The organism is Kribbella sp. NPDC054772 (assembly GCF_053611945.1).
In genome coordinates, this window is the sequence record NZ_JBSHBJ010000017.1 from 1 (window position 1) to 13089 (window position 13089).

Here is a 13089-nt window from a genome sequence, read left to right on the forward strand (position 1 = left end):
ACCCCTGCCCTTTGTTTATCCGGCTCCATAACACCCAGTCCCCCCGGGGGGGGGGGCCGGCCCCCCCCCCCCCCGCGGCCCCCCCGCGACAGCCACCGTTCCACGGCAGTCCGTGGATGGTGGCTGTCAGAGATCGCTGAGGTCCTCAGAGCCGCAGCGGCCGCGACCAACGCCGACGACGGGGCACCACGACGGGTCCCGGACGTCCCACACCTGGGTGGATGATGGCGGTCACACTCCCATCTTTACCCGCATCCGACCGCCGATAAAGGGCCAACTTCCCCGGATTGGCATCAACTCGGACCCACCGGTCCGCCGCCTCGATCCGCGGCGGAACGCGACACGCACCCACCGGCGATCCGCCGGTTGGGTGGCGGCCGGTCAGGGGACAATGCGCGTCGGTGCCGTTGTGCCGCCGTACGTCGAACTTGCTCGCGAGACCGAAGAGGGACAGCTGTGACCATGCCCGAGGTTGTTGATGTTCAGGTTGAGGACGACCCGTTTGTGGGGGGCGGGTGGCCGGCTCGGTGGGTTCGGGCGGTTGAGGGTGGTGACGTGGTGGGGTTTCGGCTGCGGGTTGAGTGTGCGGAGGCGGCCGAGGTTGTTGTGCACGTGTCGGCGGATGAGCGGTATGAGCTCTGGCTCGACGGGGAGCTTGTGGGGCGTGGGCCGTCGCGGGGCGAGGTCGGGCAGTGGTCGTTCGAGAGCTATCGGGTGCGGTTGCCGGTTGGCGGGCATTGGCTTGCTGCTCGGGTGTGGAGCCTTGGGGACGACGCGCCGATGGCGCAGATGAGTCTTGGGGATGGTCCTACGTTCCTGGTCGCTGCTGAGGCTGTGAGCGGTCAGCTGGTTGAGCTGGGCACGGGTACGGCGGTTTGGCAGGCGGCTGCGTTGCCTGGGCATGGTCTACGCCCGAAGGGTGATGGGTATGGGTGCGGCGCTCGGCACGTCAGTGACGGTCGTGCCTATCCGTGGGGTTGGCAGACCGGCGAGGACAGCCTGACCTGGTCAGCTGCCGCAACCGGAGACCTGGCACACGCAAGCGACGGCGACCTCGGACACGCGAGGGACGATGCGGGCGGGCGTGCGAGTGACGGCCATGGGCTGGATGGCGGGGCGCGGTTGTTGGTGCCGGCTCGGTTGCCTGCGCCGGTTCGGCGGTGGGTGGAGGGGGCTCGCGTGCGGCATGTCGCGGAGCATCCTGCGGGTGAGTCGACGCGCGGTCGCGTCGTGGAACCAGCGGACCACTTGGACGATGAGGCCGACGACTGGCAGCGGCTGCTCGACGGTACGGCGCTGCACCTCCCGCCCGGGACCTGTCGCCGCGTGCTCATCGACCTCGACCAGTACGTCTGCGCGTACCCCGTTCTCGATCTCGAGGGCGGCCGCGATGCCGAAGTACGAGTGCTCTGGCAGGAGTCTCTCTACGAGACGGACCCAGAAGCCGGCAAGGGACACCGCGACGTCATCGACGGCAAACTCTTCGGCCGCCCGGGCCTCGAGGAAGACGGCATCGGCGACCTCTTCATCGCCGGCGGCGGCCGCGAGTCGCACAGCACGTTGTGGTGGCAGTCCGGCCGGTACGTCGAACTTCTCGTCACCACAGCATCCGAACCACTGACGATCACCGGCCTGCGACTCCGCGAGACCCACTACCCGTACGAAGACCGCAGCGGCTTCACCGCGAGCGACCCCCGGCTCGCGAAGGTCGGCGTACTCGCGTTCCGCACCCTCCAGGCCTGCAGCCATGAGACGACCATGGACTGCCCGTACTACGAGCAGCTCCAGTACGCCGGTGACACCCGCCTGCAATGCCTCATTGCCTACGCCACCACCGGTGACGACGCCCTCGCCAGGCAGGCGCTTCGTGCTTTCGCTCGCAGTCAGGACGGCAACGGTCTGGTCGCGTCCCGGACGCCGTCCCGGCAGTCGTCCCCGATCCCGCCGTTCACGCTGTGGTGGGTCGCGATGGTGCACGATTTCGCGTTGTGGCGCGGCGATCTGGCCTTCGTCGCCGAGTTGATGCCCGCGGTCCGCGCGGCGGTCGACGCGCATCGCCGTACTGTCGACGAGCGCGGGATCTTCCACGCCTTGCACGGATGGAACTTCACCGACTGGGTGCCGGGCTGGGAAGCCGGTACGCCGCCCGGCATCGTCCAGGACGGCGAAGTACACGCGGACTGGCCCGGCCCGGGACGCGGTCAGTCAGCGGTGCTGCAACTACAACTGGCGCTCGTCGCGCGGCAGGTCGCCGAGCTGGAGTCGTGGGTCGGCGAGTCCGACGCATCAGCACGGTACGCACAGATGGCCGGCCAGCTCCTCGAAGCCGCCGACGAGGCGTTCTACGACGCCGACCGCGGGCTGTACGCCGACGATCTCGCGCACACCGCCTTCAGCGAACACGCACAAGCGCTGGCGGTGCTCGCGGGAGCGAAGTACGGCGAGACGGCGGTCCGGACGATGCTGCAGGAACCGTCCGAGGGGCTCGCGCGGACCACTGTGTACTTCGATCACTACCTGTTCGAGGCACTGCACGCGATCGGGCGAACCGACGTACTGCTCGACCGGCTCGAACTCTGGTACGGCCTGCTGGACCAGGGCCTGCGCACCGTGATCGAACACCCCGAACCCACCCGCAGCGACTGCCACGCCTGGGGCGCACATCCCCTGTACCACTACGTCGCGACGCTCCTCGGCGTCCGCCCAACAGCCCCCGGGATGACAGCCGTCACGGTCGCTCCCCAGCTCGGCGGCCTCGAATGGGCCCAGGCCTCGGTCCCGACCCCCCACGGTCCCCTCACCATCCGCGCAGAAGCCGGCAAACCACCAGCAGTCATCGCACCACCCTCGATTACGGTGACAGCACGCTGACCGGCGTCCGAAGACGCATGATGGACGGATGAATGGTTGGCCTGTCGTGCTGCTGCACGGGTGGCCGGTCACCGAGGCGCACTGGCGAGGCTTGCTGCCGGTCCTCAGTCGCAGCGGGTTCGTGCCGGTTCCGCTCACCTTGCCTGGGCTCGGCAAGCCGGCGGGAAGCACGACCAGTTTCAGGAAGAGCGATCTTGCGGCCGGGCTCCGCGACGAGCTGAGCGAGCGCGGTCTCACGCGGTTCTCGATCGTGGGCCATGACTGGGGTGGCACGGTCGCGTTTCTGCTGGCGGCCGCGCTCCCCCAGGCGGTGAACGCGATCGTGATCGAGGAGGAGATCCTCCCCGGCATCGACGTCGACATCCCCGCACCAGGCGCCGACTACTACCCGTCCTGGCACGGCCCGTTCAACCGCGCCCCCGACCTCGCCGAGCAACTCGTCCCAGGACGCGAAGCCGCCTACTACGGAACCTTCCTCCAGCAGAGCGCCGGCCCCGCTGGCCTCGCCCCCGACACGATGCGTTCCTACATCGACGCCTACACGACGTACGACGCTCTGCAAGCCGGACTCGCCTACTACCGAGCCCGCGCCGACGACATCGCCGACGTACAACGGCTCTCAGAAGTCCACACCCCCGTGCTCGCGATCGGAGGACACTACGCGATGGGCTCCGCCGTCGCCGACGGCCTCCGCACACTCGCGACGAACGTCACGGAACGAGTCCTCGAGCACTCCGGCCACTACCCCGCCGAACAAGAACCCGATCCGACAGCCCAAGCCATCGTCGAGTTCCTCCAGCAGGCCCGGTAAGACGGCTGCGGCCCGGCATGCGGGCCGCAGCCAAATCCAGCTACGGCAGCGAACGCAACTGCTGCGCCGACGCCGCGCTCTGGAACCCACGCAGCGGCAGGAACACTCCCTGCTTGCCGACCACCTGCTGACCCTGCTTGCTGATGATGAACTTGATCAACTCCTGCAGCACCGGATCCATCGCGCGACCCGGCGCCTTGTTCAGGTTGAGATAGACCAGCCTGCTCAGCGGATACTGCGCCGAGGCAACGTTCTCGTACGTCGGGGCGTACGCCGGATCGTTGTCGTGATTGCTGAGCGACAGGACCTTGACCGGCTGGTCGACGTACGCCATCCCCGTATACGCGATGCCGTACGGGTCCTGGCTCACGTGCTTGGCCTGGTTGAAGACCGTCGTCTCCCAGCTCACGTTCGGATCGGTCTGGGCCGAGCGCCACTCACCACGCTGCCCGTTGTAGTCGAGCACGCGTTCCCGGACGAACTCCTCGAACCCGTTCCACGGCTGGATGCCGTAGATGTGGATCGGCTTGTCCTTCCACTCGCCGGTCAGACCGAGATCACCCCAGGTCCGGATCGGCGTACCGCCCCGGTTCCGGGTGCTGGACAGCAACCGGTCGAGCTGGTCGAACGACAGCTTGTTCAGCGGGTTCGAGGAGTTGACGACGAAGCCCATCGAGTCGAGGAAGCCGAAGTGCCGGTAGCTTCCGCCCGAGATCGGGATCGACGTCGGACCGTAGCCGAACTTCGCCCGGAACGCGACGTCGTCGGACGGCTTAAGCTCGCGGGACACGAACACGCAGTCCAGCTTGCCGTCGATCAACGCCAGCGCTCCGAGGCTTCCGGCGTACGGCGGGTCGACGTTGATCGTCACCTTCGGGTACAGCGCGGTGAACTCCTTGATCCAGTCCTTCGAGAGCGCCGCGAGGACATCGGACGCGCCGCAGTTGTAGTTCCCGCGCAGCGCGTTCCGGCCGAGCGGTTTGTACGGCGCCAGGCTCGGGTCGGCACTGGGTTGCAGCAGCTCGGGAGCAGGCGTCGGCCGGCCGTGCTCCTTGTTGTAGGCGTCCTGCTCGTCGGTCTGCTTCGTGACCGTTTTCTGTGGTGCGACGGCCCAGACGGCCAGCTCCTTCGCGGTGAGGTCGGGTTCGGCCCCGGCACTGACTGCTCCTACGGCGGTGAGCGCCGCGCACGTCACCAGGATCGTCGCGATGCGTACCGGACGTTGTCTCATTCTGATCCTCCTCGTTCGGCGGACCCAAGCGGCGCGGGCGCCCTACACCGCTCGGGTGCCGATTACCGTAGGGAGGACCCTCGATCCGGCCCAGCTTGCGCTCGTTCGCGGCGTTGAGTTCATAAAGGTCACGGTGGCCGGCGGATGCGTGCGTTCCGAGGTGATCCCAGATCGCGGCGTGAACACTATGGTTCGAGCTGTGCGACGGACGTTGACGAGTGCTGCCACCGCGCGGCGGCCGCGGTTGCGGCTGCGCGACCAGGTGATCCTGCTCGTCACCGCACTGGTCGCGGCGACGCTCATCCCGTGCGTCCTGATCGCGGCGTACGTCGTCCGCGGCATCGTGCAACGCCAGTTCGAGATCCGTGCGCTGACGATTGCTCGCGGCGTCTCGGTCGACACCCGGTACGCGACGTGGCTCGCGATGCCCGCGGCGCAGGGCGGACCGATCCAGGCCGAGGCCGAGCGAGTCCGCGCCGCCACGAATGCGCAGTACGTGATCGTCGCCAACGCCGCGGGCACGCGCTACAGCCATCCCGATCCGGCGCGCGTCGGCGGCCGGACGGGCATGGACCTCGCGCAGGTGCGGAGCGGGAGCCAGCTCATGACCATCGATCGGGACGCGGAGCGTACGTCGGCGACGGGCAGCGTGCCGCTGCGCGCAACCGACGGCCGCATCGTCGGAACCGTCACCGTTGGCCTCGCCATGAGCCGGGTCAACGAACGGGTGTGGTCGCTCACCCGCTGTCTGGTCGCCGGTGGCCTCGTCGCACTACTGCTCGGTGTCGCCGGCGCGATCGCCTTGGCCCGCCGACTTCGCCGTACGACGCATGGTCTCGAACCGGCCGAGATGGCGGACCTGCTCCGTGATCAGGAGGCGATCCTGAGCGGCGTCCGCGACGGTGTCATCGCGGTGGATCCGGACGGCGTCATCACGGCCTGCAACTCCGAAGCCGAGCGTCTCCTCGGCATGCGACCCGAGGCCGGCCGGACGATCTCCCACGCCGGACTGCCCGCTTCGGTCCAGGCCCTCCTGGTCCGAGCCGAGGGACCGGTCGGAGAGACGATCGTCATCGGCGACAACACGGTGAAGGTGACCCGGCTGGCGGTGATTCGCCACGGGAACGACCTCGGCAGCGTTCTCGTCCTCCGCGATCACTCCGATCTCGACAACATCGCCCGCGAGCTCGAAGCGACGCGCGCCCTCACCGACGCCCTCCGCGCCCAGGCGCACGAGCACAACAACCGCATCCACGCGCTGACCGGCCTGCTCGGCCTCGGCCGGGTCGAGGAAGCCCGCGAGTACCTCGATGACCTCGGTCCGACGACGATCTGGGGCGAACGCCTCGCGGACCCGTATCTCGCCGGGCTACTGACCGCGAAGGCGGCCGTCGCCTCGGAGGTCGGCGTCGAGCTGCGACTCGGCGAGACGACCTGGGTCGACGAGCGCCTGACCCATCCGCTGGACTGCGTCACCGTGATCGGCAATCTGGTCGATAACGCCATTCGCGCGGCGGCCGCGGGGACGCACGGCGCCTGGGTCGAGATCACGCTCGCCTCGGACGGGCAAACGCTGGTGATCCATGTCGCCGACTCGGGTGCTGGAGTTCCGGACGCCGCGCGTGGCTCGATCTTCGACACCGGGTTCACCACCCGCAACCTGCAGGGCCCCGCGCGCGAGAGCCACGGGTTGGGGCTCGGCCTCGCTCGACACACCGCGCGGCGGCATCGGGGCGACGTACTGCTCCTCGATCCGGGCAGTACCGCGACGCACGGCGCGATCTTTTCCGCACGGTTGGAAGACGTCGTCGGCGCACCCAGCACGATCCGAGTGCCATGAGTGCGGCTCTCCGGGTCCTGGTCGTCGACGACGACTTTCGCATCGCGCAGCTCCACGCCGACGTACTCGACACACTGTCGGAGTGCGAGGTCGTCGGTCAGGCGCGCAGCGCGGCCGACGCGCTGCGACTCGCCCGGACGCAACGACCCGACCTCGTTCTCCTCGACGAGTACCTGCCCGACGCCCCCGGGACATCGCTGCTCCACTGCATCGGCGCGCCGTGCATCATGGTCACCTCGGCGAACGATTCGGACACGGTACGCCGAGCCATCGCCGGCGGCGTACTGAACTACCTCCTCAAGCCCTTCCCGGTCGAGGCGCTCGTCGAACGGGTCACGGCGTACGCCCGCGGCCGGTCAGGTCTCAGCGGATCCCGCACCGTCGACCAGGCGCACATCGACCACGCGTACGCCGTGATCCACGGCGGCGACCGGAGCACGACGAAGGGCCGTTCCGCGGCCACCCGAACTCTCGTCCGAGACATCCTGCTCGCCGCACCCAATGCCCTCACCGCGGCCCAGGTCGCCGAAGACGCCGGCATCTCGCGCGTCACGGCTCAGCGCTACCTTGCCGATCTCACCAAGTCGGGCCTCGCGAGTCTGACCCTCCACTACGGCACCACCGGCCGCCCCGAACACCACTACACCTGGCTCCGGTGAACGGACTAGTGCGTGGCTGACGACTTCGAGGGGCCGGAGTCCGGTACGTCGGCGTAGTCGGGCAGGTCGACGCCGTTGAGGGCCCGGTCGACGAGTTCCATGAACGCGTCCATGTCGGGCTCCGGGCCCGGCTCGGCATCCGGTGCGGCGTCCGGTCCAGAGGCGGCGAGGCTCTCCACGTGCATCCGGCCGATCTCCTGACTGGCCTCGACCATCGCCCGCATCCGCGCCTGATAGGCGGCGAACCCGGCCTCCGGGTGCCACCCGGCGGCGGCCAGCTCGCCGGCGAGAACATAGGCGCCGACCAAGGCCAGCCCGGTCCCCTGCCCGGACATCGGTGACGCACTGAACGCCGCGTCGCCGATCAGCCCGACGCGTCCGTCGTACCAGCGGGCCATCACGACCTGGGCGACCTGGTCCAGGTAGAAGTCCGGGGTGTCGTCCAGGTGCGCGAGGATGCGCGGGGTCAGCCAGCCGAGGCCGGCCATGTGCTCGCGCAGCAGCGCCTTCTGTCCCTCGATGTCGCGGTAGTCGACGTCCAGGCCGGCCGCGGGGAACGAGAAGATGGCCATCGCCCGGGTGGCGTCCTGGATCGGCCGCAGGCCCGCGGATTGTCCGGACTCGCGGTCCTGGTAGTCGAGCATCCAGCGGTCCAGCCCGAACTCGTTGGGCACGCTGTAGAACGCCAGCACGAGCCCGAGGTGGCGGATGAACTGTTCCCGCGGTCCGAAGATCGTCGCGCGGAGCGACGAGTGCAGGCCGTCGGCCCCGATGACGAGGTCGAACCGCCGCCGAGCGCCGCTCGCGAAGGTCACGTCGACGCCGTCCGCGTCCTGAGTGAGCTCGGCGATCCGGTCATCGAAGATGTACTCGACTCCGTCGCGAGTGTCGTCGTACAGCACCTGGGAGAGGTCCCCGCGGAGGATCTCGATTTCCGCGATATACCCGTCGCCGCCGTCGTCGTCCGCGCGGTAGGTCTCCAGCACGTTCCCGTCGGCGTCCACGGTGTGCGCGCCGGCGGTGTCGGTACACGCCGCGCGTACCGCAGCGTCCAGCCCCATCCGCCGGATCACTTCCTTGGCCACGCCGCGCGCGTCCACCGCCTGCCCGCCGGGACGGATCCCGGGCGCGCGCTCCACCACGGTCACCTCGGCGCCCCGCCTGCGCAGCCAATGCGCCAACGCCGGCCCGGCGATGCTCGCCCCCGCCACCAACACCGTCGTACTCATCCAGTCCCCCACTCACCCGTCCGGATCAAGGCCCAGATCGTACTGCGTTCCCGAGTCTGAGCGGCCGAGGCGACGCCGCGGGCGGGGTGAGTGGCCCATCAGAACCGACTGCGAATGGCCTATCGAACACGGGCCATGACTGCCTACCGTCGAAAGTGACCAGCCACCGACCTTTTGCTGAGGATCCTCATGCGTGCCATCACTGTCCGGGACCGCGACGCCGACGACTACGGGCTGTCGCTGACCGAGCTGCCCTCCCCCACCGCTTCCGAGAACGACGTCGTCGTCGAGGTCCACGCCGCCGGATTCCTCCGCGGCGAACCGGAATGGCCCAGCACCTGGACCGACCGCGCCGGCCGCGACCGGACGCCGAGCGTCCTCGGCCACGAACTGTCCGGCGTGGTGGTCGAGCTCGGCTACGGCACCACCGGTCTGACCGTCGGCCAGCGCGTCTTCGGCCTGACCGACTGGGCCCGCAACGGCTCGCTCGCCGAGCAAGCCGCCGTCGAGACTCGCAATCTCGCGCCGCTCCCGGCCGACATCGATCACGTCGCCGCGGCGGCTGTGGTGATGCCTGGTCTGACGGCGTGGCAAGCGCTGTACGACCACGGTCACCTGGAGGCCGGCCGTCCGGTCCTCATCCACGGCGCCGGCGGTTCCGTCGGCTCGGTCGCCGTACAGCTGGCCCGCGAGACCGGAGCCCACATCATCGGTACCGGCCGAGCTGCCGACCGGGCGTTGGCGGGCTCTCTCGGCGTCCACGAGTTCGTCGACCTCGGCAGCGACCGGCTCGAGGACGTCGGCGCGGTCGACGTGGTCTTCGACGTGATCGGCGGCGAGATCCGGGACCGCTCCACCGCGCTGCTCCGACCGGGCGGCACCGTCGTCAGCGTCGCTGAGCCGCCGACCGTCCAGCCGAGCGACGGCCGGTCGATCTTCTTCGTCGTCGAGCCCAACCGCGAACAGCTCACGCAACTGGCCGCGCGCCTCCGCGACGGCCGGCTCACCCCGCTCGTCACCGCGGTCCACGACCTGGCCACCGCCTCCGCCGCCTTCACCGAGCACACCCGCGGCAGGTCCATCATCACCATGAAGTGACGTGGTCCCCCTCACATGCGCTCGACGGCGTAACGGCGTACCGCAGGATTCCGATACGTCTGCTGAGGGAGGGGGACGCCAATGAAGGTACGACGCTGTCGGAGCGAGCCGGATCCGTACGCCGCGGACTTGGTCCGTCGGCTGCGCGGTCTCCTGGCGATCGTCACCCGTCCCCCCGCGAAGTCCCAGAATCCGGTACGCCGCGACGACGAACTACTCGACCGCCTCTGACCTGACCCAGGTCTCCACGTCCCCCGGCGAGACGCGCCAGGGAGCACCGTGGCCGGGAAGGATCCAGGACGCGAACAGACCGGCGATCCGATCCAGGGACGACAAGGCCGTCGCCGGGTCGTCGGTGAAGGGCGCGGCCTGCGGACCGGTACGGCCGGTGAGCACGTGCCTCGTGGTCAGGGCGTCGCCGACGAACACCGCCTCTGCCAGCGGGACATGCACCGCCACACTGCCCGGTGAGTGCCCCGGCATCCCCACGATCACCGGCTTCCCGGGCAGATCCAGGACGTCGCCGTCACCGATCTCGACGACCTCGCGGACATAGCGGGTCCGCAGGCCGTTCTTGCGAAGGGCGTACCCGAAGAAGCCGAGCGTCGGACCGAGCTTGGCCGGCCCGAAAGGCACCTTGGGCTTCTCACCGGTACGGGTCCGGACCGCGTCGGCGGCGTGCACGAACACAGGTACGCCGTGTTCACTGCGCAACCGTTCCGCAAAACCGATGTGGTCCGAGTCACCGTGGGTCAGCACGACTCCCCGGATGTCGTCGACCGACTTGCCCAGCACGCCCAATTCGCGCTGCAGATCCCGCCAGTGCCCGGGCAGTCCCGCGTCGATCAGCGTGATGCCGTCGGCCGTGTCCACAAGGTACGACGCGACGACGTCATTACCGAGCCGGTGTAGATGCGGTGCGAGTTTCATGGTCTTCTCCGAAAGTCTGATGCTGTTGAGGAACACACGGTCGTAGCCCGCAGCCAGTTCAACCGTCAGTTGGGGTCCGGGTGTACGCCGGTCAGCTCGGCGGTGCGGCGCCATAGTCGGGCGCGGAGTGCCTGGTCCTGTGCGCGGGGATCGATGCGGGCCGGACCGACGCCACGGTAGAACTCGCCGAACCTCCGCGGACCGTAGTAATCCCCGCCCTGTACGTCGGGTGCGGTCGCCGCGTACAGCACCGGCAGCGTCCCCTCGGACACCGGCTGGGACATCGCTTTCGTCATCGCGTTGAGCGGTCTCGCGAAAGCGCCGAGCCCCTGGTTGCGCGCGCCCGCGGCGGCGATCTCCGTGGCGGTGAACCCGGGGTGCGCGGCCACGCTGAGCATCGAGGAACCTTCGGCGCGCAAGCGGTGCTGCAGGTCCAGCACGACCAGCTCGCCGCCGACTGCCGCCGCGGCGCGCTCACCGCGCTCGCGGGACCGGCAGGCCAGGATCACCCGCGCGCCCTTGGCCGCGAGCACCGTCGCGGCGCGCAGGCCAAGCCCCGAGTTCGCCCCAGTGACCACGGCCGTACGGCCTTGCTGGTCGTGGATGTCATCGTCGCCCCAAGCGTCCACGCCAGCATGGTAGCGCCGTACAAGGGCTAGGCCCGTCGAGGCACAGGCGACCTCACCTGCGCCTCGACAGACCGTTGGAGGGCTAGCCGGCGTCAGCGCCGATGTTGGGTGGGTTGGGGATGGTGGTGCCGAAGTAGTCGACTCCCCCGTTGCCGGAGATCGGGGTTCCCGCGCCGAGCGCCGGGGAGCCGGCAGTCAGGGTGTAGGCCTGCGGGCACGGTTGCGGTCCGGTGCCCGAGGGCGGCGACCAGGTGCAGGTTCCGCCGCCACCGGGTGACGTGAACAGCGGATCGCCCCAGACCGCGTTGGTCTCCACTCCGGCGGCCTGCCAGGCGGCGAAGGTGGTGTACGTCGTGCCACCCCAGCGCCAGCCGCCGGTGTTCGTCCCGTAGTACAGGTTGTTCGACAGTGTCATCCCGGTCTGGGTGTACGGGTTGTAGTACATCTGCCCGGTCTTGCCGAAGTTGTTCCGGTTCGTCAGATAGCAGATGTTGTCCTTGATCAGCGAGCCCGCCGCCCAGACTCCGGTGGCGTAGCCGAAGTTGAAGCAGGCACTCGCGCCCTGCTTCTTGTTCGCGCTCTGGTCCTTGTTGCTGAAGAACGTGTTGCCGTAGATCGACAGCGCGTTCTTCGGCGCGTTCGGTACGACGTCCATCAAGCCGCCCTGGGCGAGCGCCGAGTCGTCGTTCTGCGAGATGTTGTACCGGTAGGTGTTCGGTCCCCACACCCGGGACGCGGCGGTCGACGTGTACGCGAGCAGCCCGCTGCCGGCGTTGTCGTGGGTGTAGTTGTACTCGACGAGCGAGTTCGTCGTACCGCCGTCGAGATCGATGCCGTCCCAGTCGCAGCCGGCCGTGTACGACGGCAGCGGCTGGACCTTGTACACCTCGTTGTTGCGGATGGTCACGCTGTTCGACGTGTACGACATGATGCCGCTGGTACCGCCGCAGGACGTCACGTTGGCGCCGATGTCGTGCACGACGTTGCGCTGGATCAGCGCCACGTTCCAGCCGTTCGCGGTGATCGCGGCGCCGGTCGACTTCGGCGCCATCCCGAGGTTGTAGACGGTGTTGCCCTCGACGCGGACGTTGCTGATGTTCAGGCCGGAGCCCCAGCCGTACACACCCGGTCCCGCGTTCGACGTCGCGCTGGCGCCGTACAACTTGTTGTTGACGATCTGTACGTCGTTCAACGGGCCTGAGTTCCCGTTGACGGCGTAGCCGAGCACCATGATCTGCCCGCCGAACGTGCTGGTGCTACCGCTCGGGGTGGCGAAGTCCGAGATGTCCGCGTTGTTGATCTGCAGTCCGCTGGTCGCGGTCGTCGTGCTCTGGTTCTCCAGCAGGACACCGGCCGCAGTCGTACCACCGTTGACCAGTTTGATGTTGTTCAGCTGGAAACCGTTCACGGCGTCCGCGGTGACGGCCGCGGAGTAGTCGCCGACGCAGTTGGAACTGATCGTGGCTTTCCCGGTGCCGTACGACGCGACCCGGAACGGTACCGTCGCCGACGACACGGGGACGTTCGTCGGATTGAAGACCAGGCAGCCGGTGAACGTCGCGCCGCCTTCGAAGGAGATCAGGCTGCCTTGTGCATAGGTGGAACTGTTGACCTTGGCAATCGTCTTCCAGGCCTCGGTGGGTGACAGGCCGGTGTTGCTGTCGCTGCCGTTGGGCGAAACGTAGTACGTCGGACCGGCGGCCTGCGCCGGAAGGGTGAGAGTACCCGCCAGGAGGGCTCCCACCGTTCCGGCGCGTGCTGCGGCGAACCATCTCGATCTCATCTTTCTCC

11 protein-coding genes are annotated in these 13089 nt (G+C 68.7%); 6 read left to right on the forward strand and 5 right to left on the reverse strand.

From position 1 onward, the window contains the following. Nucleotides 1-1230: 1230 nt before the first annotated feature. On the forward strand, nucleotides 1231-2871 hold the full coding sequence (locus ACWGID_RS24665) for an alpha-L-rhamnosidase-related protein (RefSeq protein ID WP_452200241.1): 1641 nt from the start codon (nucleotides 1231-1233) through the stop codon (nucleotides 2869-2871). Nucleotides 2872-2899: 28 nt separating this feature from the next. After that, a complete protein-coding gene (locus ACWGID_RS24670) occupies nucleotides 2900-3682 on the forward strand; it encodes an alpha/beta fold hydrolase (RefSeq protein ID WP_452200243.1) in 783 nt (260 codons plus the stop codon). Nucleotides 3683-3722: 40 nt separating this feature from the next. Here ACWGID_RS24670 and ACWGID_RS24675 read toward each other — a convergent pair whose 3' ends face one another. Beyond that, complete coding sequence (locus ACWGID_RS24675; RefSeq protein ID WP_452200245.1) at nucleotides 3723-4913, reverse strand: PstS family phosphate ABC transporter substrate-binding protein; 1191 nt, start codon at nucleotides 4911-4913, stop codon at nucleotides 3723-3725. A 199-nt stretch (nucleotides 4914-5112) separates the two neighbouring features. Here ACWGID_RS24675 and ACWGID_RS24680 point away from each other — a divergent pair, with 199 nt between their 5' ends. Both ACWGID_RS24680 and ACWGID_RS24685 read left to right on the forward strand, forming a co-directional pair. Next, nucleotides 5113-6753, forward strand: a complete 1641-nt coding sequence (locus ACWGID_RS24680) for an ATP-binding protein (RefSeq protein ID WP_452200247.1) — start codon at nucleotides 5113-5115, stop codon at nucleotides 6751-6753. Then, on the forward strand, nucleotides 6750-7412 hold the full coding sequence (locus ACWGID_RS24685) for a response regulator (RefSeq protein ID WP_452200248.1): 663 nt from the start codon (nucleotides 6750-6752) through the stop codon (nucleotides 7410-7412). The genes ACWGID_RS24680 and ACWGID_RS24685 overlap by 4 nt, the downstream gene beginning before the upstream one ends. Nucleotides 7413-7417: 5 nt before the next feature. Here ACWGID_RS24685 and ACWGID_RS24690 read toward each other — a convergent pair whose 3' ends face one another. Continuing rightward, complete coding sequence (locus ACWGID_RS24690; protein ID WP_452200250.1) at nucleotides 7418-8641, reverse strand: FAD-dependent monooxygenase; 1224 nt, start codon at nucleotides 8639-8641, stop codon at nucleotides 7418-7420. A gap of 189 nt (nucleotides 8642-8830) precedes the next feature. Between ACWGID_RS24690 and ACWGID_RS24695 the strand changes: the two genes are divergently transcribed. After that, nucleotides 8831-9739: an NADP-dependent oxidoreductase gene (locus ACWGID_RS24695; RefSeq protein ID WP_452200251.1), complete on the forward strand. Its 909-nt coding sequence runs from the start codon at nucleotides 8831-8833 to the stop codon at nucleotides 9737-9739. Between the two features lie 81 nt (nucleotides 9740-9820). Further along, nucleotides 9821-9970 (forward strand): hypothetical protein, encoded by a 150-nt coding sequence (locus ACWGID_RS24700; RefSeq protein WP_452200253.1) that lies wholly within the window; start codon nucleotides 9821-9823, stop codon nucleotides 9968-9970. Here the strand turns inward: ACWGID_RS24700 and ACWGID_RS24705 are convergent. From ACWGID_RS24705 to ACWGID_RS24715, 3 genes are all read right to left on the reverse strand, one after another. Next, nucleotides 9953-10669 (reverse strand): MBL fold metallo-hydrolase, encoded by a 717-nt coding sequence (locus tag ACWGID_RS24705; RefSeq protein ID WP_452200255.1) that lies wholly within the window; start codon nucleotides 10667-10669, stop codon nucleotides 9953-9955. The genes ACWGID_RS24700 and ACWGID_RS24705 overlap by 18 nt on opposite strands. A gap of 65 nt (nucleotides 10670-10734) precedes the next feature. Further along, nucleotides 10735-11298, reverse strand: a complete 564-nt coding sequence (locus tag ACWGID_RS24710) for an SDR family NAD(P)-dependent oxidoreductase (protein ID WP_452200257.1) — start codon at nucleotides 11296-11298, stop codon at nucleotides 10735-10737. 82 nt (nucleotides 11299-11380) lie between these two features. Continuing rightward, on the reverse strand, nucleotides 11381-13081 hold the full coding sequence (locus ACWGID_RS24715; RefSeq protein ID WP_452200259.1) for a right-handed parallel beta-helix repeat-containing protein: 1701 nt from the start codon (nucleotides 13079-13081) through the stop codon (nucleotides 11381-11383). Between the last annotated feature and the right edge of the window lie 8 nt (nucleotides 13082-13089).